Source organism: Arthrobacter sp. SIMBA_036 (genome assembly GCF_046535135.1).
Lineage (GTDB): Bacteria > Actinomycetota > Actinomycetes > Actinomycetales > Micrococcaceae > Arthrobacter.
Window position 1 is genome coordinate 547,612 of sequence record NZ_JAWRXG010000001.1, and the last position, 25,832, is coordinate 573,443.

Annotated in this window: 19 protein-coding genes; 14 read left to right on the forward strand and 5 right to left on the reverse strand. The window is 63.0% G+C overall.

Features of this window, described 5'->3' with window-relative positions; translation table 11 throughout:
• Position 1: 1 nt before the first annotated feature.
• The 3 genes from SB659_RS02545 to rsmD are packed head-to-tail and all read left to right on the forward strand — an operon-like array spanning position 2 to position 3,923.
• Positions 2–1,060, forward strand: coding sequence for a DAK2 domain-containing protein (locus tag SB659_RS02545; RefSeq protein WP_410549375.1), 1,059 nt, complete (start codon positions 2–4; stop codon positions 1,058–1,060).
• Positions 1,050–3,317 (forward strand): ATP-dependent DNA helicase RecG, encoded by a 2,268-nt coding sequence (locus tag SB659_RS02550; protein WP_284978278.1) that lies wholly within the window; start codon positions 1,050–1,052, stop codon positions 3,315–3,317. Before SB659_RS02545 ends, SB659_RS02550 begins: the two co-directional genes overlap by 11 nt.
• 39 nt (positions 3,318–3,356) lie before the next feature.
• Positions 3,357–3,923, forward strand: a complete 567-nt coding sequence (gene rsmD, locus SB659_RS02555; RefSeq protein WP_284978277.1) for a 16S rRNA (guanine(966)-N(2))-methyltransferase RsmD — start codon at positions 3,357–3,359, stop codon at positions 3,921–3,923.
• Positions 3,924–3,932: 9 nt separating this feature from the next.
• Here rsmD and SB659_RS02560 read toward each other — a convergent pair whose 3' ends face one another.
• Complete coding sequence (locus SB659_RS02560; protein ID WP_284978276.1) at positions 3,933–4,727, reverse strand: spermidine synthase; 795 nt, start codon at positions 4,725–4,727, stop codon at positions 3,933–3,935.
• Between the two features lie 11 nt (positions 4,728–4,738).
• Entirely contained in the window at positions 4,739–5,962 is a 1,224-nt protein-coding gene (locus SB659_RS02565; RefSeq protein ID WP_284978275.1) for an aminotransferase class I/II-fold pyridoxal phosphate-dependent enzyme, read from the reverse strand.
• Between the two features lie 35 nt (positions 5,963–5,997).
• On the opposite strand from SB659_RS02565, the gene coaD reads away from it, so the two are divergent.
• From coaD to SB659_RS02600, 7 genes are all read left to right on the forward strand, one after another.
• The gene (coaD, locus tag SB659_RS02570; protein WP_284975223.1) at positions 5,998–6,498 is read left to right on the forward strand and encodes a pantetheine-phosphate adenylyltransferase; all 501 of its coding nucleotides are present in this window, start codon (positions 5,998–6,000) and stop codon (positions 6,496–6,498) included.
• Between the two features lie 149 nt (positions 6,499–6,647).
• Complete coding sequence (locus SB659_RS02575; RefSeq protein ID WP_284978274.1) at positions 6,648–7,175, forward strand: YceD family protein; 528 nt, start codon at positions 6,648–6,650, stop codon at positions 7,173–7,175.
• 33 nt (positions 7,176–7,208) lie between these two features.
• On the forward strand, positions 7,209–7,412 hold the full coding sequence (gene rpmF, locus SB659_RS02580) for a 50S ribosomal protein L32 (RefSeq protein WP_011775139.1): 204 nt from the start codon (positions 7,209–7,211) through the stop codon (positions 7,410–7,412).
• Between the two features lie 22 nt (positions 7,413–7,434).
• Positions 7,435–8,154: a ribonuclease III gene (gene rnc, locus SB659_RS02585; protein ID WP_284975225.1), complete on the forward strand. Its 720-nt coding sequence runs from the start codon at positions 7,435–7,437 to the stop codon at positions 8,152–8,154.
• A 3-nt stretch (positions 8,155–8,157) separates the two neighbouring features.
• Positions 8,158–9,126, forward strand: coding sequence for a bifunctional DNA-formamidopyrimidine glycosylase/DNA-(apurinic or apyrimidinic site) lyase (gene mutM / locus SB659_RS02590; protein ID WP_284978273.1), 969 nt, complete (start codon positions 8,158–8,160; stop codon positions 9,124–9,126).
• A gap of 69 nt (positions 9,127–9,195) precedes the next feature.
• Positions 9,196–9,894, forward strand: coding sequence for a hypothetical protein (locus SB659_RS02595; RefSeq protein ID WP_284978272.1), 699 nt, complete (start codon positions 9,196–9,198; stop codon positions 9,892–9,894).
• A gap of 22 nt (positions 9,895–9,916) precedes the next feature.
• A complete protein-coding gene (locus SB659_RS02600) occupies positions 9,917–10,951 on the forward strand; it encodes a hypothetical protein (protein ID WP_410549376.1) in 1,035 nt (344 codons plus the stop codon).
• A gap of 14 nt (positions 10,952–10,965) precedes the next feature.
• Here the strand turns inward: SB659_RS02600 and SB659_RS02605 are convergent, their stop codons facing one another.
• Positions 10,966–15,852: a DUF4082 domain-containing protein gene (locus tag SB659_RS02605; RefSeq protein WP_410549377.1), complete on the reverse strand. Its 4,887-nt coding sequence runs from the start codon at positions 15,850–15,852 to the stop codon at positions 10,966–10,968.
• A gap of 355 nt (positions 15,853–16,207) precedes the next feature.
• Between SB659_RS02605 and smc the strand changes: the two genes are divergently transcribed.
• Both smc and ftsY read left to right on the forward strand, forming a co-directional pair.
• Positions 16,208–19,804: a chromosome segregation protein SMC gene (gene smc / locus SB659_RS02610; RefSeq protein WP_410549378.1), complete on the forward strand. Its 3,597-nt coding sequence runs from the start codon at positions 16,208–16,210 to the stop codon at positions 19,802–19,804.
• A gap of 20 nt (positions 19,805–19,824) precedes the next feature.
• On the forward strand, positions 19,825–21,030 hold the full coding sequence (gene ftsY, locus SB659_RS02615; RefSeq protein ID WP_410549379.1) for a signal recognition particle-docking protein FtsY: 1,206 nt from the start codon (positions 19,825–19,827) through the stop codon (positions 21,028–21,030).
• On the opposite strand, the gene SB659_RS02620 is transcribed toward ftsY, so the two are convergent.
• Positions 21,027–22,274 carry an MFS transporter gene (locus SB659_RS02620; protein WP_410549380.1) on the reverse strand — a complete coding sequence of 416 codons (1,248 nt, stop codon included), beginning with the start codon at positions 22,272–22,274 and terminating at the stop codon, positions 21,027–21,029. The two genes, ftsY and SB659_RS02620, sit on opposite strands and share 4 nt — an antisense overlap.
• Positions 22,275–22,514: 240 nt before the next feature.
• Here SB659_RS02620 and SB659_RS02625 point away from each other — a divergent pair, with 240 nt between their 5' ends.
• Both SB659_RS02625 and SB659_RS02630 read left to right on the forward strand, forming a co-directional pair.
• Positions 22,515–23,843 carry an ammonium transporter gene (locus SB659_RS02625; RefSeq protein WP_410549381.1) on the forward strand — a complete coding sequence of 443 codons (1,329 nt, stop codon included), beginning with the start codon at positions 22,515–22,517 and terminating at the stop codon, positions 23,841–23,843.
• The gene (locus SB659_RS02630; protein ID WP_284975234.1) at positions 23,840–24,178 is read left to right on the forward strand and encodes a P-II family nitrogen regulator; all 339 of its coding nucleotides are present in this window, start codon (positions 23,840–23,842) and stop codon (positions 24,176–24,178) included. Before SB659_RS02625 ends, SB659_RS02630 begins: the two co-directional genes overlap by 4 nt.
• Before the next feature lie 133 nt (positions 24,179–24,311).
• Here the strand turns inward: SB659_RS02630 and SB659_RS02635 are convergent, their stop codons facing one another.
• Positions 24,312–25,832: a glucose-6-phosphate dehydrogenase gene (locus SB659_RS02635; protein ID WP_410549382.1), complete on the reverse strand. Its 1,521-nt coding sequence runs from the start codon at positions 25,830–25,832 to the stop codon at positions 24,312–24,314.

Here is a 25,832-nt window from a genome sequence, read left to right on the forward strand (position 1 = left end):
CATGAGACGTTGGCTCGGCAAGGCGGAAGTAGTCCTTGGCAACCACAGCGACCGTCTAAACGCGATCAACATCTTTCCCGTGGCCGACGGCGATACCGGCACCAACCTGTATCTCACCGTCCGGGCAGCCGTGGCTGCCGTCGGCGGCACCGCACCGGAGACCAGCGAAACAAGCAACGACGTCGGGGCAGTACTTTCACGTGCCGGGCAGGCAGCCATGGAGCAAGCCAGGGGCAATTCGGGGACCTTGTTCGCTGTGTTCCTCTCAGCCGCCGCTGAGCCGTTGGCCGGGAAATCGAGGCTCAGTGCGCCATTGCTGGCCGCCGCACTGAACCGTGCCCAAATCCGGGCGTGGTCGGCCCTGAGCGAGCCTGTTGCCGGGACAATGCTTTCGGTCCTTGAGGCCGCTGCGAAGGCGGCTCAGGCCACGGATGCTTCCCAAAACGGTGACGACAGCAACCATGCCCTGGGCTTGGCCCTGGACGCGGTTGTTGAAGCCGCGGTCCAGGCAGTGGTGCGCACCGAGGGCGAGCTCGCGCAACTACAGGCGGCTCGTGTAGTGGACGCCGGAGGCGTGGGCATGTTGCTGGTGCTTGACTGCCTTCGCTCGGCGGTGCTCGGCGAAGAACTGCAGGATGAGCTTCTTGAGGGACTGCACGGCTATAAACTCCAAGACCCGCACATCCACGAGCAGATGCCTGCCGACGACGGCGTGGAAGTCATGTGCACCATCGATTTGTCGCCGCTCAACGCAGCCATCCTCAGGCAACGCTTGGACGAGATGGGCGATTCCGTGATCATGAGCCAAGTCGGGGCAGCTGCGGGAAACGACGACGACGATGACGACTCGGTGGTGGAAAAGAGCTACCGCTGGCGGGTCCACGTCCACGTAGCCGATCCCGGGCCGGCCGTGGCACTGATCCGTTCGCTGGGGGACCCTACGGACATAGCCGTGAGCGAGTTGGCACTTCCCCGCGACCCCGGGCAGCTCAGTACTGGTCAGGTCAGCGCCGGTCAGGGGAGCCCCGGGCAGGAGGACCTCCCGCCGCATGAATACTGAGCTCGAGCTGCCCCTTGAACGCAGAATTGGAAAACGGTCCGCCGCCGTCATCGACAAACATCTGGGCCTGAAGACTACCGGTGCACTGCTGAACTATTTTCCCCGCCGATACCTGAGGCGCGGTGAGCTTACTCCCATCAGCAACCTTCCGTTGGATGAGGAGGTGACACTGATTGCCCGTGTCCTTTCCAACAGCACACGGCAAATGCGGGCCAGGCGAGGTTCCATCACAGACGTCGTGGTCACCGATGAGACTGCCGCGAGCGGTGTTCCCGGGCAATTGAAGGTCAGCTTTTTCAACGGATTCCGGGCAAAAGCCGAATTGATGCCCGGACGCCGTGCCATGTTCTCGGGCAAGGTCAGCCGTTACGGGGGATCCTTGGGACTGACCAACCCGGACTTCCTGTTGTTGGATGAAGACCCTGATACCGAGGGTTCCATGGACCCCGAAAAGTTGGCGGCCATCCCCATCCCGGTTTATCCGGCAACCGCCAAACTGACAAGCTGGTCCATCCACAAAGTGGTCACCGCTTTGCTTCAGACCCTTGACCTGGACGCCCTGCAGGACCCGCTTCCTCCGGCGATCGCAGGACGGGACCGCCTGGTGAGCGTAGCCGATGCCTACCGGCTGATCCATTCTCCGGAGACCGATCAGGATTGGCGGAGGGCACAGGATCGCTTCCGCTACCAGGAGGCGCTGGTCCTGCAGACAGCCTTGGCCCGGCGACGGTCCCAGTTGGCAGCCGAAGAGGCGACCGCCCGCCGTCGGGTCAGCGGGGGATTGTTGGAGAAATTCGATGGCAACCTGCCGTTCACCCTCACGGCGGGACAGTCCGCTGTCGGCAAGACCCTTTCAGAAGAGCTGGCTCGGGATACACCGATGAACCGCCTACTGCAAGGTGAAGTAGGGTCCGGCAAGACCATCGTCGCCCTCCGGGCCATGCTTCAAGTGGTGGACGCAGGTGGCCAGGCTGCGTTGCTTGCGCCCACGGAGGTCCTTGCAGCCCAGCACTACGATTCCATCCGGCGGACCTTGGGCTCCCTGGCACGCGACCAGATGTTCGGCGGCGCCGGGATGCTGGGCGGGGACTCCACCCAGCAAGCGGTCCAGGTTGCCCTGCTGACCGGCTCCATGCCCACGGCTGCCCGAAAGCAGGCCATGCTGGACGCCGCGTCCGGGAACGCTGGGATCATCATCGGAACCCACGCACTGCTCAGCGATAAGACGAGCTTTCAGGATCTTGGCCTGATCGTGGTGGATGAGCAGCACCGATTTGGCGTGGAACAACGCGACGCACTGCGGGCCAAGGCGCAGCGTCCACCGCACCTGCTGGTCATGACAGCCACCCCGATTCCCCGGACAGTGGCCATGACGGTCTTCGGAGACCTGGAGACCTCGGTGCTGGACGAGCTCCCTGCGGGGCGGGCGCCCATTTCCACGCATGTGGTGGGACTGGCGGAGAATCCGGCGTGGGCAGACCGGATCTGGAAGCGTTCCCGCGAGGAAGTTGACGCGGGCCATCAGGTCTATGTGGTGTGCCCGAAGATCGGAACGGACGACGACGGCGACTTCAGCCCCGGCGAAGCGGAACCAATTGATCCACTCGGGTCCGATGGGGCCGGGGATGATGGACCGGCGAGGGAGCTCGCGTCCGTGACCGCCGTCGTCGAGAGTTTGCTGGCCGAGCCTGCCCTGGCGGGTGTCCCTGTGGCGCCCTTGCATGGCAGGCAGGACCCGCAGTTGAAGACCGAAACCATGCAGTCATTCGCGTCCAACCGAACCAAAGTCCTGGTGTCCACCACGGTCATCGAAGTGGGTGTGGATGTCCACAATGCCACGTTGATGGTGATCTTGGATGCTGATCGTTTCGGCATCTCCCAGCTCCATCAGCTCCGTGGCCGCGTGGGGCGTGGCGGGCTGCCGGGAACCTGCCTGTTGGTGACGACCTTGGAGCCGGGCCATCCGAGCCGCCGGAGGCTGGAAGCAGTGGCGTCCACCACGGATGGCTTTGAGTTGAGCCAAGAGGACCTGAAGCTTCGCCGGGAGGGTGACATCCTGGGTGCCTCGCAGTCCGGGGGACGTTCCACCCTGAAATTGCTGCGCGTTTTGGAACACGAAGATATCATCGCCCGTGCCCGCGCGGACGCCCAGGCGTTGGTGGCCGAGGACCCCACTCTGCAAAACCAGCCGGCCCTTGCCGCGGCAATCGACGAGTACTTGAATCCCGAAAAGGAGGCGTTCCTTGAACGCGGATAGGCCCATGGCAGGATCGATCACCGGGAACGGATCACACCGATGAGCCGTGTAATTGCCGGCGTGGCCGGTGGCAATCCGTTGATCAGCGTGCCGGGCACGGCCACACGGCCCACCACGGACCGTGTCAAGGAGGCCCTGTTCTCCCGGTTGGAATCCTTGGCTGTTATCGATGACGCGCGGGTGCTTGACCTCTACGCAGGCTCCGGTTCCCTGGGTGTTGAGAGCGCCAGCCGGGGCGCCCGCAGTGTGGAACTGGTGGAGTTCGACGCCAAGGCCAGCGATGTCTGCCAACGCAATGCCCATATGGTGAACCAAATCCTGGGCGCCCGGCGGGTCTCCGTCCACCGATCCAAAGTGGAATCATTCCTTGACCGTGCGGGGTTGGAGGGCAGTTGGGGCCTGGTTTTCCTCGATCCGCCGTATCCGTTGGACGAGCTGGCGCTTAGCTCGGTGCTGGCCAAGTTGGCGCCGCACTTGGACGAAGATGCCGTGGTGGTCGTGGAGAGAAGCTCACGTAGCCCGGAACCTACCTGGCCGGAGGGCCTGGAATTGTTCGCGGAGAAGAAGTATGGCGAAACGAAGCTGTGGTTCGCCGAACCGTCCTGAATGAGCTCCCTAACGAGGTGAAGGCCGGCCCGTAATCCGGTCCAAGTCCACACCGTTGAGCACGCTCGCCGGATGAGGTCCCTTCGCCAGGAGTTCGGCGGTCCATTCTTGGGGCCACGGCCCCAGTGTGCCCACCAGGATGATGTTGCCCGGATATTTTCCGGCGAACATCCCTGTCTCGGCGAACGCTGCAACGTCCGGCATGGCCTCGCGCAGGGCGGCTACCTGGCTCCGTACAAGCGATAGGGCTGGTTCGTCGCCCACATTCACGATCAGCACGCCGCTTGGATTCAGGCGTGCCGCGGCCTCCTCGTAAAAACCCCTGCAGGCTATATGTGGCGGCGCCTCAGGTCCGGAGAAGATATCGAGAATCACGACGTCGAACCGCGCCTCCGCGGGCAGGTCACTCAGCGCTGCCCGGGCGTCTCCGATGTACTGGTGCAGTGTTGTGCCTGACGGCATGGGCAGTCTTTGGAGTACAAAGTCGAGGAGTTCGCGTTCAAGTTCAACTGCGTATTGCTCCGAGCCCGGCCGCGTAGCTTGGATGTAGCGGGCGAGGGTCAGGGCACCGGCTCCCAGGTGCAGGGCTGTCACCGGCACTGAGGGCGCCGCAGCCAGGTCAACTACATGGCCGATCCTGCGCAGGTATTCGTAGAAGATTTCCGAGGGGTGGGCGATGTTGACGTGGGACTGCTCTGCCCCGCCAATGCTGAGGATGTAGCTGCCTTCAACCAAGGAATCGGCGCTGATGGTGGCGTGTTGGCCGGTGGTCCGGAGGAATCGGCTGCCCTCGTGGGGGTCCATGCCGGTGCCGCTCAGAGCCGGTCCTTGAGCTTTGCTAAGCGTCCGGCTGCTTCTTCCAGGACTTCGGTTTTCTTGCAGAAGGCGAATCTCAACAGGCTCCGTGTTCGTTTGGCTCCTTCGGCATGGCAAAAGACTGGCACCGGGATGGCAGCCACGCCGACCAGCCCGGGGAGGCGCCGCGCCAGGTCCACTGAGTCCTCGATTCCCAGGGGAGCGGTATCAACATTAATGAAGTACGTGCCGCTGGGGAGGTAGACATCGAATCCGGCGGCCCGCAGTCCGGCGGCAAGGATGTCGCGTTTGTTCCGCAAAGAGGCCGCGATACCGGCATAGAACTCATCCGGAAGTGCCAGGCCCAAGGCAATGGCGGATTGGAAAGGCGTCCCGGAGCTGTAGGTCAGGAATTGCTTGACTGTGCGGACTGCTGCGACCAGGTGCTCCGGCCCGGTAAGCCACCCGATCTTCCATCCGGTGAAGGAGAACGTTTTTCCCGCCGAGGAAATGGTCAGGGTACGTTCGGCGGCTCCGGGCAGGGAGGCGATTGGTATGTGGCGGGCATCAAACGTGAGGTGTTCGTAGACCTCGTCGCTGATGATGAGCGCGCCGTGCGCAGCGGCGAGAGCCACGATCCTTTCGAGCACCTGCCGGGGGAACACGGCACCGGTGGGGTTATGCGGGTTGTTCAAGAGAACTATCTTGGTGCGGCTGCTGAAGACGTCGGCCAAGACCTCGGGGTCCGGGAGGAAATCCGGGGCCAGCAGGGGCGCGGTCACGTGTGTTGCTCCGGACATGGCAATGATGGCGCCGTACGAGTCGTAGAAGGGCTCGAAAGTAAGCACCTCATCGCCGGGTTGGACAAAGGCCAGAAGTGCAGCAGCGATTGCCTCGGTGGCGCCCGTGGTGACCAGCACTTCGGTTTCGGGATTAACTGCCAGCCCGTAGAACCTCTCTTGGTGGGCGGACACGGCCTCGCGGAGCACGGCGATACCTTTACCGGGCGCGTACTGGTTTGCTCCCGAAGCTATGGCGGCCTGTGCTGCAGCCTTGATCTCAGCGGGGCCGTCTTCATCCGGAAATCCCTGGCCCAAGTTGATGGCGCCTGTGGAGGTCGCCAAGGTGGTCATTTCCTCGAAAATGGTGACTCCCAACTGGCCGTCGGGGGACAGGAGGTTTGCGCCAAGGGCGGCTCGCTGCCAGGGTTCGCTGTTACTGCCTCGGGATGCCATGTCAGTCATGGTATCCCGGTGTTTCCATGGGGTAGGTTCGATTCATGAGACGCGCGGTATGCCCAGGATCCTTCGACCCCATTCACAACGGACACCTTGAAGTTATTGCCAGGGCGGCCGGGTTGTTTGACGAGGTCATAGTGGCCGTGTCCACCAACTACGCAAAGAAGTATCGGTTCAGCCTCGAGGACCGCATGGAGATGGCACGGGAAACCTTGGCCTCGTTGCGGGGCATCATCGTGGAACCGATGGGGGAAGGACTCCTTGCCGAGTACTGCCGGCACCGTGGAATCTCTGCCATCGTCAAAGGCCTGCGCTCATCCTCGGACTTCGATTACGAGTTGCCGATGGCCACCATGAATCGGCAGTTGGCCGGCGTCGAAACGGTTTTCCTGCCAGCTGAAGCCCACTACCTGCATCTGTCATCCACTTTGATCAAAGAGGTCAATGTGCTGGGAGGGGACATCTCCGATTTCGTCCCCAAATCAGTGCTGAAGAGGTTGCTGGCGAGCGAGCCTGCGAAGGAACCGCCGCGTAAAGGGTAGGCTTGTTCGGTACCTCGTTCATTAGTGCATCTAACAGTGCCTTTTGGCCGCCCGGAGTCAGTTTGAGTCCTCAAGCGTGATCAGGCTAAGATGGTACGTCGGTCATATGTTCTACAGGAGTTCTCATTAAGCGAGATGCAAGTTCGCCCTTGGCGTTGGTAGTCAAGGACCTTGGACGCAGTCCAGGGACCATGCGGACACTCAACGAACATGTACCTGCGCCAAGTGACCTTGGTGTGGCGCTCATTGGCGTAAAGGAAGGCTCGGACATCGAGCTCGATCTTCGTCTTGAGGCCGTACACGAAGGAATTCTGGTATCTGGAATCGTCGTCGTCGAAGTAACCGGCGAATGCGGTCGATGCCTGGATCCCCTTGCGTATGACCTTGAGGTCAATGTGCAAGAACTTTTCTTCTATGAAGGTCTTGAACTTTCAGGTGAAGAAGACGATGAAGAGCAACGTCGAGTCGAGTACGATCTGATCGATCTTGAACCGGTGTTGCGGGACGCAGTGGTTACCATGCTGCCGTTCCAGCCGGTGTGCCGGGAAGACTGCCAGGGCCTTTGTTCCGAATGCGGAGCACGCCTGGAAGACGAGCCGGGGCACCACCACGAGGTCATTGACCCTCGCTGGGCTGCCCTAGCTGATCTGGCTAAGACTGACCGGCAAACCGATTAGTAAGTGTTCGTCTAAGAGAGAAATGAGATAGCCGTGGCTGTTCCCAAGCGGAAAATGTCTCGCGCAAATACACGCGCCCGCCGTGCCCAGTGGAAGGCAACTGCCCCCAACTTGGTCAAGACCATCGAAAACGGACAGGTTACCTACAGCCTGCCCCACCAGGCAAAGGTCGTCACCGACTCCGCCGGCACCGCGCTGTTCCTTGAATACAAGGGCCGCAAGGTCGCAGACGCCTAATCTGCCGCACAGGCTGATAAGGATGTCTTCAACTGAAGAGCTTCTGAAGCGTCTCGGTGTCTCCATTGACACCGAGACGCTTCGTCTTGCCCTGACGCACCGCTCGTATGCGTACGAGAACGGCGGGATCCCCACGAATGAGAGACTCGAGTTCCTCGGCGACTCCATCTTGGGGTTTTCCGTCACTGACTCGCTCTACCGTGATAACCCGGACCTTCCCGAGGGTGAGCTGGCCAAGCGGCGTTCCGCCGTCGTCAGCACCCGCGCCCTGGCTGGAATCGGCCGGGAGATCGGCGTCGGCGAGTTCATTTACCTTGGGCAAGGCGAGAAGCTGACCAATGGCAAGAACAAGGCCTCCATCTTGGCGGACACCATGGAAGCCCTGATCGGGGCAACCTACCTGTCCAATGACATGGAGACGGCCCGCAAGTTGGTAATGCGCTTGGTCGGACCCCTGTTGAAGGACGCTGGTGCCTTGGGCGCGGGGACGGATTGGAAGACGAGCATCCAGGAGCTTGCCGCCAGCAGGCAATTGGGTGCGATCCACTACGCGGTGGAAGGTTCCGGCCCGGACCATGCCCGGACTTTCGAGGCTGTGCTGAACATTGGCGGCGTTCCCTACGGCCGTGGTGGAGGCCATTCCAAGAAAGAGGCAGAGCAGGAGGCCGCCGCGGATGCTTGGCGAGCACTCTCCGTGCCGTCCGAAGCATTGGATCAGGCCCCGGCCGGACCCACCTCCTGAGCCATGCCGGAGCTTCCTGAAGTAGAGGTGGTGCGCCGCGGGTTGGCCCGCTGGGTCCGCGGCCGCACCATCACCGGCGTCGAAGTCCTGGACGTTCGTTCCATCCGGCGCCATCTGCTGGGTACTCAGGACTTCATCGGTAACTTGGAGCAGGCCACAGTGCTGGACGTGGTCAGGCGCGGCAAGTTCCTCTGGATGCCGTTGGCAATGGAGAGCGCAGACGGCATCGGCACCACCAGTGAAGACCGGCTCCCCAGGGTAGCCCTCATGGCCCACCTTGGAATGAGCGGGCAGCTCCTCATGCAGGATCCTGACGTCCCGGATGAGAAACACCTCAAAGTCCGGCTGCGGCTCAGTCCCTCAGAGGGAATGCCGGAGCAGTTGCGGTTCGTGGACCAACGCATTTTCGGTGGCCTGTTCATCGCAACCTTGGTTCCGACCCTGGACGACGGCCCAGGCGGCTTGGGAGAAACTCCACTGCCGGAGATCGCCGCCGAAGCCGCGCACATCGCGCGCGATCCCTTGGATCCGTACTTCTCCTTCGAAGCGTTCTACCGGAAGATCAAGAGCCGGAAAACAGGCCTCAAGCGGGCCTTACTGGATCAATCGGTCATTTCGGGCATCGGAAACATCTATGCCGACGAAGCACTGTGGCGCGCCCGCATGCATTACGCCCGTGCTACCGATACTTTGCGTCGCGCGGATGCCCATCGGCTCGTGGAATCGGTGAAAGAAGTCATGGACGCGGCCCTGGCGGCGGGAGGGACGAGCTTCGACTCGCTCTACGTCAACGTCAACGGTGACTCCGGCTACTTTTCCCGTTCACTGAACGCCTATGGAAGGGCCGGCGAGTTGTGTCCCCGCTGCGAATCGCTGGGACTGCGAAGCACCATCAAGCGGGAACAGTTCATGAACCGGTCTTCCTACACCTGCCCGGCGTGCCAACCCCGGCCGCGGAATGGTCGTTGGTAGGGCGAAAACTGTTCCCCAATTCGGGCAGCGATGGCAGACTGTCCCCATGCGGAGCTTGACGGAGAGGCCATGACGGCGAGGCGGCTTGTCCTCGCGGGGATTTGCCTCGCGCTCGTGATAGTCGCCGCGGCCTTGGTACTGGACCAAATGGGCCGCTCCACACCGGTTTCTGCTCCTACCAGCCCCGGAGCTTCAGGAGCTCCCGCCAAGCAAGGGAACGCCAGTAACACGGCGTCGGGGAGCACCGCTGGTGGGAACAACCCGGGGAGCACGGGTAGCACCGCCAATCCGGGGAGCACCGCCAATCCGGGCAGCACTGCCAACCCCGCCAAGCCCTTGGAGGTGCTTCCACCTGTTGCGGCAAGTCCCACTGGCTTGCCCGCGCCGTCCGCGCCCGCCCCCCTTATCACCGGGGCCCTACCGCCAGCGGCGAAGGCAACCGGAACAGTGGTCGCAGGGTGGCCGGACGGGGTTTTGGCCCTTCCCGCCGGGACTACCATCGGCTCTACTTCGGTGTCCGGGTCCGGCACCGTTCTGCAGCTCGCCGCAGACGGAGTCCTTTCCGCATCCCAGGCGAATGTTTTGGACTCGTTCCGCCAATCGTTGGCCGCCCACGGCTTCTGGTCCGAAGATGCACCGGCCACGAACGGATCGCTGGCGGCTCGATTTGTCCGGGGCGCAGATGTGGTCACAGTGTCGGTGTCCACCACCGGAACCGGTGATTCACGGTTCGAGCTTCTGGGTAGCCTGCACACGGCGGCGGGTTAGGGGAACGCATGAACGGGGTGGCGTGAGGGGAAACGGGACACCAAGCGGCGGGAAGCTGCGATGGGGCATTCTCCTTGTGGTCACCGCATTGGCTCTGGTGGGTGCGGGCGCCTATGGAGTTGGTGCCTACCAGCGATTTGAAGAAAGCCGAACAGCAACATCATCGGGCGGCGCCACCACCGCACAGCACCTTCCTAACGTGCCGTTCGTGTTGTTCCGGAACACCGCCTCTGGCGCAGGATACGGTGACGCGGCAACCGTTCCCTTGTCAAATCCGGGCGGCGCCCGTGACTTGAGCGGTCAGTCCTGCGATCGGGTGTACGGAACCAGGACCAGTGTTGTGTGCCTCAGGACGGACCGGGGGGTACAGACATCGTTTCAAGCGGTCACCTTCAATGGCCAGTGGGAGCAACAGCGCTCGTGGCCGCTCCCTGGAATTCCCAGCCGGACGCGGATCAGCCCGGATGGATCCATGGTTGCGACGACGGTTTTCGTCACGGGCCATTCGTATGGATCCACCGGCTTCTCCACCACAACCGAGATCACGGTCCCGTCCGGAAGCACAGGAAACCTTGAAGATTTTGCGCTCCTCGTCAACGGCTCACGGCTCCAACCCGAGGACAGGAACATCTGGGGTGTGACGTTCGTGCCTGGCCAGGCTGACACTTTCTACGCCACGGCTGCATCCGCGGGCCGCATCTGGCTGGTTCGGGGCAGCCTGTCCGGAAGGACCCTCACGGCCGTCCACGACAACGTGGAGTGCCCCTCGATCTCACCTGACGGCACCCGTATCGCGTACAAGAAGAACGTTGGCGGGAGCCAAACCCCGCACTGGAATGTCGCGGTGCTGGAGTTGGCTACGGGAAAAGAAACCGTACTTTCCGAGAAACACAGCGTGGACGACCAAATCGAGTGGCTCGACAACCAGAACCTTCTCTACGGCTTGCCCGACGCGACCAACGAGGGCGACAGCAACATTTGGAAGCTGGGGACGGATCCAACGTCCCAGCCGAGCGAATTCATCGCCCACGCCTGGTCGCCCGCCGTCGTTCGCTAGCCGGAGAGCCTGGGTTAGGGTGTCGGCGTCGGCGAGGCAGTATCCGTCGGCGAGGCAGTATCCGTGGGCGAGGCGCTGGGCGCAGCAGTGTCGGTGGGGGATGGGGAGGCCGACGCCGGTGCTGACGCCGGTGCGGACGGAGACGCGAGCGGCTGGGCCTGCGCCTGGCTGGTTGTCGAGTAGACCACATCCACGAAGTAGTTGGTCGCGTTCCAGGAATTCGCGGGCACCACGCCGCCGGAGCCGTACTGGTACAGGCCATTATTTGGCCCGCTTGCCGTGAATACTCCGCTCGTCCAGGTCTGGTTGAAGAAGGCCGAGGTGTAGGCGTAGTTCCCGTTCGGCGCCAGATAGGAGACCACGTATGTCTGTCCAGTAGCCAGGGCAACGGGAGCGGACAGGGTGGCAGTTTGCCATCCGGTGGCCGTCTCATTGGTGAAGGTCACCTGTGCCAGCCGTGTCCCGGAGGAGTCCCAGAGCGATCCGACGTGTGTTCCTGTGTTCCCCGTGCCCTTATAGAAACGGATCCCCGTGACGTTGCCGGCCTGGGAAACGCTAAAGGCTGTGCCGAGCTCCACGGAGCTTCCATCGGCGGCTGATGCCACCTGTGGCGCAGTAGATCCGAAGATCGTCGACAGTTGCGCCGAGGCGTCGGCCGTGGTGAATTGCCAGGTGGTGGCCGGGAAGCTTTGGCCTTGGGCGGACACCACGTTCGACACGTTTGCTGTCACTACGGTGCTGTTGGGGAGTGCCGCCGTCGGAGTGAAGGTCACCGTCTTGTGGTCAGCTGACAGTGCCGCGGTCCCCGCAACCTGGGCGCCGTTCGCCGTGAGGGTGAACGAAGCGCCACTGTTGATGGCCGACGAGAAAGTCAGGGATGGAGCGACGTCGGTGGGTATGCCAGTGGCGCCCGGCGCAGGTACCTGGCTTGTAATTGCCAACGGGGGAGTGGTTACCGCGAAGAGCAGATCAACCATGTAGTTGGCGCTGGAGGAAGCACTGGGGAAGTCACTGTTGTAGGCGAAAGCCCCTGAATCCGAGGCTGTGCGCAGCGGTCCGCTGGTCAAGCCGGAGCCGAATCCACCGGCGGTGTAGGAGTAACTACCTGTGGGTGACTTGTACGCCACCACATATTCCGTGTTGGCGGTGATGGATACCGGCTGGCTGAACATGGCTGTCTGCCACCCTGAGCTGGACTCATTGGCGAAGGTGACAGTTGCCAGCAGTTGGCCGGATGTGGTGTACAGCGAGCCTGTGTGCGTGCCCGTGTTCCCTGCTGCCTTGTAGAACCGGACACCGGTGACTTGGCCTGCCGTGTCGCTGGCGAACCGGACTCCCAAGGACAGCGGGATACCGTCGGTGGCGTCCGGCGTCGAAGGCGTTACGGTGTCCTGGAACAGCGTGCAAGGACACGTTCCCGGAGTCCTGGGCGCGGGAACCGTGGTGAACGCCCAGGTGCCGCCGCTGGACATCGGCTGTCCTGACACAGCGGTGGCGGTCACCGTGGCCGTGTAGGAAGTCCCGGCGGCCAACGGGGCTGATGGTGTGAACGTGACTTTCCGGGCCGTCTGGTCATAGCTGGTGGTCCCGGCTACCGAAGCGCCGTTAGTGACCTTGAGGTCCAGGGAAACGCTTGACGCTACCGCAGCCTCTGAGAGTACTGCGCTGACGGCCATATCCAGCGGGACGCTCGATGAGCTGGGAAGCGGTGCCTGCGATCCAACGGTGAATGGTGGATTGGGAACGGTGACGATGACGTCCACCAGATAGCTCGCGGTCGAATGTGAGGCGGGGAAGGTGCCGCTGTAGGTGTAGGCACCCGCGTCCGAGGCAGCCCGCAGCGGGCCAACGCTCATGCCCGACCCGAATCCATTGCTCGTGGCCGAGTAGGTACCCGTGAGTGACTTGTAAGCGACGATGTAGTCAGTATTTGCGGCCATCTGCACGGGCTGGCTGAACATGGCAGTCTGCCAACCGGAGGAGCTCTCATTGGTGAAAGTCACAGTGGCCAACTGCTGGCCCGCGGCGGTGTAGAGGGCTCCATTATGGACGTCCGTGTTGCCCGTGGACTTGTAGAACCGCATACCGGTTATCTGACCGGCAGAGACACTGGAGAACCGCACGCCCAAAGTCAGTGGAACTCCCTCCCGCAATTCGGCGATGCCAGGTGTCACGGAATCGTCAAAGAGGCTGCATGGGCACGCGCCCGGAACCGGAAGCGTCGCCGCCGTCGTAAAGGACCATGTACCGCCGGAGGTCACAGGGCCGCCGATCGCATCGGTGCCGCTCAACGTCGCGGTGAACTGCGTGCTGAAAGCAAGATCGTTCGACGGCGTGAACGTCGCCCGCCGCGTAGTGGGGTCGTAAGCCGTTGTTCCGGCCACAGGTCCGGATGCGGACTGCAGGCTCAGCTGGACACTGGAGGCTGTGACCGGCTTGGAGAACACGGCGCTCACCGTCGTCTTGACGGAAACGCTCGACGACGACGGGAACGGGGTTTGACTCGTGGCTGTCATGGGCGTGGTGTCCACCGTGCTGAAGATAGCGTCGGCGAAGTAGTTGGCGCCGTTGAAGCTGGACGTGGGGAACCCCGCAGAGGTGTTGTAAACACCCGCTGGCTCAGCCCCGAAACCGCCAGCCACGGTCAGCGGGGTATCGCTGGATCCGAAAATGGCCCACTGGTAGTCCTTACTTGCGTAGTGCCCGTTGGGCGCCCAATAGGACACCGTGTATTTCTGGCCGGTCGAGACCGGGACTGCCTGGCTGAACAGCGCCGATTGCCAGCCCGAAGCCGTCTCATTGGTGAAAGTCACCTGGGCCAAGCGCTCGCCGGTGGAGCTCCACAACGAGCCGATGTGCGTTCCAGTGTTGGCCGCGCTCTTGTAAAAGCGGACACCGGTAATGAAGCCGTCCGCTGCGGCGGTGAAGCGCAAGCCCATCTCATAGGCGCCGCCGTCGCCGGAATCGGCGAGTGCTGGAACCGTTTGTCCGAAGACGCTGTAGGGGCCGTTCACGGTCAGGTTCACTGTTGAGGCCGTTCCGATGTTGGCGCTATCGTCAATGGCCCGGACCATGATGGTTGCTGTGGATATGCCCTTCTGTATGTAGGTGTAGCTCCACGTTTGGCGGCCCTGGGCGGGGTGCCACGTTTTTCCGCCGTCGGTTGAGGCCTCGACCCCGGCAACCATGCCGCCGACGTCGGCTGCCGTGCCCGTGACTGTGACGCTACTGCCTTGTGCCAAGGTCGAAGGGTTGGCCGGAGCGTTGATGGTCACTGTTGGTGCGGTCTTATCGCTGCTGGCTGTCGCGGCGACGAGGCCAGCGGCCAGGGTAGCTGGTTGTGCCCCCATGTCTGCCAGGAGATTGACCTGGGCTTGGCGCATTCGGGGATCGGCCGGGGCGCCGTTGCCGTCATGGTCCTGGTCCAGTCCCCACGTCCATTGAACGCTTCCAGCGGAGAAGACCAAGGCGCCGCTAGCGGCTTTGTAGAGGGTGGTGTGGTGGGTCGTGTTGCCCGGAGCCACTGTGTTGCCAAAGTCCTGTAGGTATTCGGGAACGCTGCCCACCGTGGTGGATAGGTCAATCAATCCGGCAGGGCGGAAGCCGTTGTCCAGGTCCTCGTCAGATTCGTAGCCGACAGTGTGGGGGGCCAGGGCCGCGGTGGTGCCGGCGGCAAGCGTGGTCAGGGAGGTGTTGCGCCAGAGCCGGTTCTTGCCCTCGTCGGAAGAGACGGTGACGGCCAGGTCCGAGTGGTTGGACATGTACAGCGTGCCCGTCACTGCATTCTCGGGGAGTCCTGCGCCATTCGCTTGGGAGGCGAAGCGGGGATCACGCCACGTGCCTGTCCACGTCGTGCTGGGATCGATCTTGGCATTGGCCCACGTTTCTTTGTAACAGGTCAAGGTACGGTTTGCTGTTCCGTCCACGGAGGATGGTTCAAACCGGGTGTGCCAGTACATCTCATTGCCGGAAAGGAACTGCAGGTTCACTCCGGCGTCACGGGCTGCCGTGACATTGGCCCGTTGCGGTCCTGACCAGTATTCATCGTGGCCCACGGACAGGTACACCTTGTGGTTGAGCAACTCCGCACCATTGCGGTCGGCATCGAGCCCGCTGATGTAGCTGACGTCGTAGCCGTTTTGCTCGAGGAAACGCACCATCGGGTACTCATTGGAGAAATAGAAATCCCTGCCTCCGACCCCGTCCCTCGTGGTAACGGGACGGTTGTAGCTGGCCTTGTAGGAGCGCCCGTTTGCTGCGCCCTGGTAGAAGTCCGAGCCGCCGTAGGTGTTGTAGGCCTGCCACGATTCGTCTGCGGTTTGGAAAACCACAGCTGAGTGGTTGCCGTCGTTGCGCACGATGAAGGTGATGTGGCTCTTTGCACCGGTATCCGGACGGGTGAGAAGCGCGATGTAGACCCCGGAGACCGCGGTGGCGGGAACCTGCCAGGTGGCAGATACTGCCCACGTGCCACAGTCGTAGAGTTCGGTGGTGACATCGGTGCGGCATGCCGGTTGCCTCTGGCGCAGGACCGTGGGCGTGACATCCGCTATTTTGCGGGCGCCGTTTCCGCCGTACCACCCGGTGCGGTAGATACCGATGGTGTACGTTGCCGCGGTGGTATCGATCTTGAAGTCGAGGGGTTGGCCTGCGTTAACGCTGATGTCCGTGGAGAAGCCTTGGATGGTGTCGTCCCCGGCGCCGTTGATGTCCCATTCCGACGCCGGATTGCCCGGCTTGGAGTTCTCGCACGCAATGGGATTTACCACCGGAGCGCACGGCCCCGCTGCCAAGGCCGGGGGTGCTGTGAGGGGCAGCATGGCAATGACCGTGGCGATCACCGCGGGCATAAGGAAGCCCTTGATGATTGGCCGGGGTCGGACAGCTGAAGAACCGTGCATCAGAACTCCTGGGGTGGTACGCCAATTGCGAATACGGGTCCGCGTTTTTGACGCACGGTCCCTGCTTGCCGCTCCCCAGCCAGGGTCAAACCAAGATCTTCAGTTATGGAACCAAGGGCACTTTTCCTGGTTTGTCGTTCCGAAGATCTGGACCGTATCCGGCGAGGGACCGACTGTCATTTCGAAGCCGACGCCGGATTACCGGAACGCATCCGCCAAGTAACCCTTGGCAGGAGTGTAGGTGGGGCGCCCTCCCAGCCGCAAGACCTTCCGGCAACGGATCCGCGGTTATCACCCAAACAGCAGTAGATTTAGGGGATACACACACCGGGCCAGCCAGGAGATCCGAAGCGCCTTGCATTTGAAAAGTTTGACCGTCCGCGGATTCAAGTCCTTTGCGTCGGCTACGACGTTCGACTTTGAACCCGGCGTCACAGCGGTGGTGGGTCCCAACGGCTCGGGCAAATCCAACGTCGTGGATGCCCTTGCCTGGGTCATGGGAGAGCAGGGTGCCAAGACCTTGCGCGGCGGCAAGATGGAAGACGTCATTTTCGCCGGCACATCCGGCAGGCCGCCCCTGGGCCGGGCGCATGTCTCCTTGACCATCGACAACGCCGATAACGCACTGCCCATCGAGTACAGCGAAGTCACGATCGCCCGCACCCTGTTCCGCACAGGCGGCTCCGAATACGCCATCAACGGTGCACCCTGCAGGCTCTTGGACATCCAGGAGCTCCTCTCCGATTCGGGCTTGGGCCGGGAAATGCACGTCATCGTCGGACAGGGCCAGCTTGATCGCGTATTGCACGCCACCCCCGAAGACCGCCGCGGATTCATCGAAGAAGCGGCCGGAATCCTCAAACATCGCCGCCGCAAGGAAAAGACGGTCCGCAAGCTCGAAGCCATGCAGGCCAACTTGGCCCGGCTCGGGGACCTCACCGCGGAAATCCGGCGCCAACTGACGCCCTTGGGCAAGCAGGCGGAGATCGCCAGGCGCGCGCAAACGGTTCAGTTCGATGTCAGGGACGCCCGCGCCCGTCTCCTCGCCGACGACCTGGTTCAGTTGCGAACCACCTTGGAACGGGACGTTGCCGATGAAACGGCGCTCAAGGAACGCCGCGGGGTCGTTGAAGAGCAACTCGCCCTGGGCCGGCACAGGCAAGCTGCCCTGGAGCTTCGGGCTGCGGAGGCAACGCCACGCCTTAACGCCGCCCGGGACCACTGGTACCAGCTCTCAGCAGCAAGGGAACGGCTCCGATCGCTGGGATCCCTGGCGACAGAACGCCGTCGTCTCTTGGGCTCCTCCGATTCCGCGCCGGATCCAGGGAGGGACCCGGAACAGCTCGAACGCCAGGCAGCGCGGGTCCGCGCAGAACAAGCCGCCCTTGAGCTGGACATCCAAACCAAGCAGGCAGCCCTTCTTGAAGCCACCGTGGCCAAGGACGCGGCCGAAGCGCTCGCCGCGGCCGAAGACAAACGGCTCACAGCAATGTTGCGGGCCGCTGCTGATCGCCGGGAGGGCCTGGCCAGGCTTGCCGGTCAGGTTGCCGCAGCCAGGTCCCGCGCGGAGGCTGCGGAGGCTGAACTCGGACGTTTACGGGAATCACTCACGCAAGGCGACGAACGCCGTCGTAAGGCCCAGCGCGAATTCACAGCCCTCGAGTCGCAAGTGGCCGGGGCAGAGGATGGCGAAGAGGGCTTGGACGCGGAGTACGAAGACGCCAATGCGGCCCTCGACGCGGTGCTCGCCGAAATCGAGGACCTCAAAGCAGCCGAACGGGACGCAGTCCGTGAGCGCGATGCCCTCGCTGCACGGCGGGACGCACTGGAACTTGGAATGAGCCGCAAAGACGGTTCCCAGCACCTGCTGTCCGCCGGCAGCCAAGCGATCCTCGGGGCGCTCGCAGGGCAAGTGGCGATTGAGCCGGGGTACGAGGCGGCCATAGCAGCCGCGCTTGGCAGTGCATCGGATGCTTTGATGGTGGCGGACCTGGACGGCGCTGTTGCAGCCCTGAGGATCTTGAAAGACGACGACGCCGGACGGGCGGCGCTGCTGCTCGCCAGCAATCCGAATCCCGAAGTCCGGGAACAAGGGAGCACGCTACAAGTCAGCCCGCTTCCTGCCGGGTGCCGGTGGGCCGCCGACGTCGTCACCATTGCGGATCCGGCCGCTCACGGTGCGCTGGAGCTCCTTGCCCGGACGGTCGTCGTCGACGACGTAGCAGTCGCTGCTGAGGTGGTGCGCGAGCAGCCGCACCTCATCGCTGCCACGCGCGAAGGGGATATCTTCACCGCTTTGACGGTCACGGGAGGTTCGGCAACCGCGCCTTCCTTGCTGGAGATCCAGGCGGCAATGGACGACGCCGCTGCCCGCCTTCAAGAGGTCACGGCACGTCTGGAACGGGGTCGTTTCGCCTTGGCAGGTGCGCAGTCGCGCCGCGCCGAAGCGCAGGAGCGGGCTGATGCGGCGCTGGAACGGCTGCACGAATCCGACGCCCGCCTCGCTGCCGTTGCTGAACGCCTGGGCCACCTGAACTCGGTCCTTCGCAGCGCCGTTGGCGAAAGTGAGAGGCTTGCTGCTTCCATGGCCAAGGCCGAGGAGAACATTGCTACGGCCCAACTGGACCTGGAAGTCGCAGCCGAGCGCCTGGCTGCGGCCCAGGAAGCCCCGGAGGAGGAGCCGTCCACCGATCAGCGCGACGAGCTCGCAGCGCAGGCACGGGTTGCGCGCTCCCGGGAAACAGAAGCCCGCCTGACTCTTCGTACCGCCGAAGAGCAAGTAAGCGCCTTGGTGAATCGGGCCACATCCCTTGAACGGGCCGCAGCCACCGAACGCCGTGCCCGTGAAGAAGCGGCGAGGCGGGCCCAGCGACGCCGGGCCCAAGCCCAACGCGCAGCTGCCGTGGCAGCCGCGGTGGAGCGGACGCTCCTTTTCGCGGACATTTCCTTGGCAGAGGCCGGACGTGAACGCGACCTCGCCGAGGAACGGCGCGAACTGGTGGACAAGGAGCTGACCGAGGTTCGGGCGGGAAACGAGGCCTTGGCCAGTGAGCTTGCCCGGTTGACCGATTCGGTGCACCGGGATGAGATGGCCCGGACCCAACAGCGCCTGCGCATCGAGGCCTTGGAAAGCAGATCCATCGAAGAATTGGGGCTTTCCGCCGAGCAACTCGTCGCCGATTACGGTCCTGACCTGCCCGTGCCTGCACTGCCGGTTTCGACCCCCGACAAATGGGCGGAACTCCGGGTCTCCGTCGATGAGCACGGCGAAGCAGTGGCGGAGGGAGTTCCGTTCGTGCGGGCGGAACAGGAGAAACGCCTGAAGAAAGCTGAACGGGAATTGGCTGCCTTGGGGAAAGTCAATCCATTGGCCTTGGAGGAGTTCGCGGCCCTTGAGGAAAGGCATCAGTTCCTCAGCTCCCAGCTCGAAGATCTCAAAGCGAGCCGAAAGGACTTGCTGGACATCATCAAAGAGGTCGACAACCGCGTCGAACAGGTTTTCAGGGAGGCATTTGCCGATACGGCGGCACAGTTCGACCACGTTTTCGCCAGGCTTTTCCCGGGTGGAGAAGGACGGCTGGTGCTCACGGACCCCGATGACATGCTGACCACCGGCATCGAGGTTGAGGCCAGGCCCGCAGGGAAAAAGATCAAGAGGCTTTCACTCCTGTCAGGGGGTGAGCGTTCCCTGACAGCCGTGGCTTTGCTGGTGGCAATCTTCAAGGCCCGCCCGTCGCCCTTCTACGTCATGGACGAGGTTGAAGCCGCGCTGGATGACACCAACCTTGGCAGGCTGATCACCATCTTCGAAGAACTCCGTGAATCCAGCCAGTTGATCGTCATTACCCACCAGAAACGGACCATGGAAGTCGCTGACGCGCTGTACGGGGTGACCATGCGGGGCGACGGCGTGTCCACCGTGATCAGCCAAAGGCTCGGTGCCGGCGCATAGCTTTATGAGAGGGTAGTGGGGTGAACGATTTCCTACCCATAATTCTGTCCATTGTCGCTGCGCTCGTGGTGGTCGGCGGACTCGTGCCGGTCCTGGTGAAGGCCCGGAAGTCCGGGGCCACGTACTCCGGAACGCGTGATTCCAACGATCCCGTCCAGTCGTCGGCAGCAGGCGGCGGAACCCTTGTGGAGGACCGCCCCGATTCGGTGACCGCCCCCGCTCCCACCTTCGATGGCGCCACCGAGGGCGTCGACGTTCCCGATGACGCCGCCGGCTTGGAGACCATACCCAGGGATACTCCGGCACCAGTGGATGGCAGGCTCACCCGCCTCCGTGCCCGGCTGGTCAAGTCCAACAACATCCTGGGCAAAGGCCTCCTGGCCCTCCTGTCTGGTGACAAGATCGACGAGAACGTCTGGGACGAGGTGGAGGAGACCCTCCTGATGGCCGACCTCGGCACCGAGCCCACCATGGAACTTGTGGACGCGCTGCGTGAAAGGGTCAAGGTCCTCGGCACCCGCAGCCCCGAACATGTCAAGGCGATGCTGCGCGAAGAGCTGGTCAAGCTCGTGGATCCGGACATGGACCGCTCCCTTAACGTGACCCGCAAGGCCGACCGTCCCGCCGTCGTGCTTGTTGTTGGAGTCAACGGCGTTGGCAAGACCACCACTGTGGGCAAGCTCGCGCGCGTCCTGGTGGCCGAGGACAAAGATGTCTTGCTTGGTGCCGCCGATACTTTCCGTGCAGCCGCTGCTGAGCAGTTGGCTACCTGGGGCCAGCGCGTGGGCGTCCCGACCGTGAAGTCCGACGTCGACGGCGCCGACCCTGCCTCTGTGGCTTACGAGGCCGTCAAGGCTGGCGTCGACCAGGAAGTGGACGTAGTGATGGTCGATACCGCGGGCCGCCTGCAGAACAAGACCGGCCTGATGGATGAGCTCGGCAAGGTCAAACGCGTCATCGAGAAGCTGGCCGAGGTGGACGAAGTCCTGCTGGTCCTCGATGCGACCACAGGACAAAACGGCCTCAACCAGGCACGTGTGTTCGCTGAAGTGGTCAACATCACCGGAATCGTGCTGACCAAGCTCGACGGCACGGCAAAGGGCGGGATCGTGGTGGCCATCCAGAAATCACTGGGTGTCCCCGTGAAACTCATTGGCTTGGGCGAAGGCCCGGATGACCTCGCCCCCTTCGACGCAGAAAGCTTCGTGGACGCGCTGCTGAACTAACCCAACGAACCCGTTGTGGATTGAGGTTGCGGGTTCCTCAGCGGTTCACGGGCCATCAGCCAGGCGGCAGCCGTCAGGACCAGCACTCCGCCGGTGATGCCGAACGCCCACCCGTAGCCGAGGCGATCGGCAAGGAGCCCGGCCACTACGGGGCCGATGATGGCGCCGGTGTCAGAAGCCATTTGGAAGACGGCCAGCACCTTCCCTCCGGAGCGGCCACGGCCAATGACATCGGCGACCGCGGCCTGCTGGGCCGGTCCGAGCAGGCCCGAGCCGAAGCCTGCCACGGCCGAAGCCGCGAGGAAGGCTGGTACGCCCGACGTCAACCCGATGACTCCGGTTGCCAGCCCGGTCACAAGCAGGCCGGGGATCAGGAGGGGCTTGCGTCCCCAGGCATCGGCAAGACGTCCCGAAAAGGTCAAGGACAAGGCGTTTCCCACGGCAAAGACGGCCAACGCCCAGGCCGCGGTCCCGGGACCGGAGCGCAGTGCGGCAGCGGCGAACAACGGGATGGTGGCCATGCGAACGCCAAAGGTCACCCAGCCGTTGCCAAAGCTGGAGAACACCGCCGCGCGGTAGGCCGAGTCCGCCAGCGCCTCCTTCAGGTTCATCGCCGGTGCAGCGGGCCCTTCCCTGGAGATATTTCCTTCTCCGCTGAGGCTCGTGCGTACCACCAGGGCCGCCACCAACAATGCACCGGCATACACGAGGAAGGGAACGCGGAGCCCAAACCCGGCCAGGAGGCCCCCCACCACGGGACCGAGCACGCTGCCGATCAGGAACGAAGAGGCGTAGGCACCTGAGACCTGCCCCCGCCGTTCGGGCGGGGCAAGTTTGATGAGCAGGCCCATGGCGGCAACAGTAAACATCACAGAACCAGCCCCGCCCAGGCCGCGGAAGATCAGTAGTTGCCAATAGTTTTGGGCGAACGCGCAGGCAGCGGTGGACGCTGCCACGATCAGCAGACCGGACACGTAGACGTTCCGCTCGCCAAAGCGGCCGATAAGGGCGCCACCCGCCGGGGCGAAAATGAGCCGCATGAACGCAAAGATGCTGACGATGACGGCGGCAGCAGTGGCGCCGACGTCGAACGTCGTGGCGAACTGCGGTAGGACCGGAGCGACAAGTCCGAATCCCAAGGCGATGAGGAACGCGGCGACGAGCATCACCTTGATGTCCCGGGGTAGCCGGACTTTTGTAGTCCGGGCCCCTTCAGCCATGCGGGATTCGGGACTGGTGGTCATCGCGGTGTGGTCCTTTGGCTGGCTCGGAAGGTATGGACGGGACTGAAGGTGAGGACGGGACTGACGAAACATATCCGTAACACGTGTGATATGCACCATTTACGTTGGAGAAGTTCTTGTAACAGCCCCGCAATCTAAAACCTTCGCAGGTGAAACACTGCGCAACCAAACTCTTCTGTAGAACGCAAATGCGTTGGGACAGGCGGCTTAGCCCGCATCTTAAGCAGAGAGGACGCAGACATGGACTTCACCGCCGGTCTCGTTTGGCTCCTGGTCGCTGCAGCATTCGTGCTGTTCATGACCCCGGGCCTGGCATTCTTCTATGGTGGCATGACCCGCGCCAAAGCCGCCTTGAACATGATGATGATGAGCTTCATCGCCATCGGCACAGTGACCCTCGTGTGGGTGCTGTGGGGTGCCTCGATGTCCACCAGCAACACGGACAATTTCTTCCAGATTTTCGCGAACCCGTTCAGCCACTTTGGCTTGCACAACTTCACGGACCCGGCTGACCTCCTCCACGTTGGATACGCTGCCACGTTCGCGATCATCACAGTTGCCCTGATCTCCGGAGCGATCGCCGACCGTGCCAAGTTCTCGGCGTGGACCTTGTTCACCCTCATCTGGGCCACGCTGGTCTACGCACCCATGGCCTACATGGTGTGGGGCGGCGGGCTCTTCTCCAAGGATGGCTGGTTCGGCCAGACCTTCGCGCCGGTCATCGACTTTGCCGGTGGAACCGTGGTTCACATCAACGCCGGTGTCGCCGGCCTGATCCTGGTCCTGATCATTGGCAACCGCAAAGGCTTTGGCCGCGACCCCAACCACCGCCCCCACAACGTTCCGCTGGTCATGCTCGGTGCAGCGATTCTCTGGTTCGGTTGGTTCGGCTTCAACGCCGGGGCAGCAGCAAACGTTCAGCAGGCAGGCCTCATCTGGATCAACACGCTTGCGGCACCCGCAGCGGCGATGCTCGGTTGGTTGATCGTTGAACGAATCCGCGACGGACACCCCACCTCGCTCGGAGCCGCCTCCGGTGTTGTTGCCGGTCTTGTGGCCATCACTCCGGCTTGCGCGAACCTGTCCCCGCTCGGTGCCATCGCCCTCGGTGTGGCAGCAGGCGTTGCCTCAGCCCTGGCCGTCGGACTGAAATTCAAGCTTGGTTATGACGACTCGCTCGACGTGGTCGGAGTCCACCTGGTGTCAGGTGTCATCGGAACAGTCGCCATCGGTTTCCTTGCAACACCCACCCAGGGTCCCGCAGGAGTGTTCTACGGCGGTGGAACCACCCAGTTGGTGGCACAGTGCCTTGCAGCCCTCTGCTCCATCATCTTCACCGGAGTGATGACGTTCATCATTGCCTACCCGATCCACAAGCTCATGGGCTTCCGTATCAGCGAACGCCAGGAAATCGCCGGTGCAGACCTTAGCCTGCACGCAGAAACGGCCTACGAGTTCGGCGTCGGTGGCCACGGCGGGAGCTTCCAACCCCTCCACGACCTCATCACCGGCAAGGTGACGGCCGATGCCGAAGCACCCGTCTCAGGCAAGGAGAGTGTCCAAGCATGAAACTCATCACGGCGATCGTACGCCCCGAGAAGTTGGACGCCATTCGGGAAGGCTTGGAGGCCTACGGCGTGCAGGGACTGACGGTCAGCGCGGCCAGCGGCTATGGCCGGCAGCGTGGGTACACCGAGGTGTACCGCGGTGCTGAGTACAGCGTGGACCTCCTGCCCAAGATCCGAGTAGAAGTGCTGGCAACCGATGAGCAGGCTGACGATATCCTCGACGTCTTGATTGCGAGCTCCAACACTGGCCGTGCCGGCGACGGCAAGGTCTGGACCGTGGACGTGCATGAGGCCATCAGGGTTCGCACGGGCGAGCGCGGCGCGGCAGCCATTTGAGTTCTGCAGCCATTTGAGTTCGGCATTCCGCTAAATCCAAGCGGACGTAGAAATGACAACGGACCGGGTACCGATCAAGGTACCCGGTCCGCTGTGCGTTCCGGCGACGACGTCCGCCGGGTTTCCGACGAGGTCAGTCAGCCACCGAGGTGGCCCAATCAGCGGGACCGGCACTGCCGGCGTCGTACTCTTCCAAGGGGACCGTGCCCCGCTCCCAGGCCCGGAGGACAGGTTCGATGATCCGCCAGCAGTCCTCGGCGGTATCGCCACGGACGGACAGCAGGGGATCGCCCGCCAAGATGCCCTCCAAGACTTCTCCGTAGGGCAGTAGTTCGCTGGCGTTCAGCTCAGCGATGAGGTTTGCGCGATCCAGGCTAAAGACGTCGCCGGGGCCGTTGACGTCGACGTCGAGCTCAAGGACGTCCGGGCCGAACCCGATCCGGAGCTGGTTGGGGGAGTCCACACCGGTGAAGCCGTTGGGGAGGTGGGGGACCGGGCGGAAAGTGACGACGGCTTCCTTCCGTTTGGGGCCGATGGCCTTGCCGGAGCGAAGAATGAAGGGGACACCCTTCCACCGCCAGTTATCGATGTCCACTTGGACCTCGGCGAGGGTTTCGGTGTTCCTTTTCGGATCCACCCCGGCTTCGGCGGTGTAGTCGGGGACCGTCCGGCCGGCGAGCTTGCCTGCTGTGTACCTGGCCCTGTGCGTGGAGCGGGCGTAGGGGGCCTTGATGCTGCTGGCCCGCAGGACGGTGGCGACGGCGTCGCGCAAGTCTTGGGCATTGATGCTTGCCGGGGCGTCGATGGCCAGAAATGCCATGATGTGGAGCAAGTGGCTCTGGATCATGTCCCGGAGCGCACCGGCGCTGTCGTAATACCGGGCGCGGCCTTCCAACGCCAAGTCCTCGTCGAACACGATCTCCACTTTTTCGATGTGCTCCCGGTTCCACACAGGCTCAAGGAACCTATTGGCAAAACGCAGTCCCAGGATGTTTAGCACGGTGGCTTTGCCCAGGAAGTGATCCACGCGATGGATGTGGTCCTCGGGAACCAGCGCTGCCAGGGTCTTGTTCAGCTGATGCGCTGACTCCGTTCCGGATCCGAACGGTTTCTCCATCACCAGCCGCGTGCCCGCGGGCAACTGATCCCGATGCAGGACCTCGCACGCCTTCTGGCTGATGTGGGGTGGCAACGCGAAGTACACCGCCACGGGTCCTTCCAGCTGTGCAAGGAGCTCTGCCAACGGACCATCGGCCGTGACATCGACTTGGTGGTAATCGGTGGACTTCACAATGCCGGCAAGGGCCTTCCGCCCCGAAGCATCCGCGGCGTCGGACGCTTGCTTGAACGCGTCCGTGACCCTTTCCTTCCACTGATCCGTGGTCCACGCGTCCGATCCGGCGCCGACCAGCTGAAGTCCTGGCGCCCGGCCGCTGGCCAGGAGCCCCGCAAGTCCGGGCAGAAGGAGCCTGCCTGTCAGGTCCCCGGACGCACCGAGGATGAGCAAAGTTTTAATGCTTGTTTTGTCGGTCACCTTGCCAGCATGCCATCTTGCAGGTCCGGCTTGGTACCCTAGATAGTCGAGTCCCGTAGTTGAGACATATTTGTTGGGGCAAGAATCGTCAAGACTATGGCGTGCCGCATTGGCCGCCAT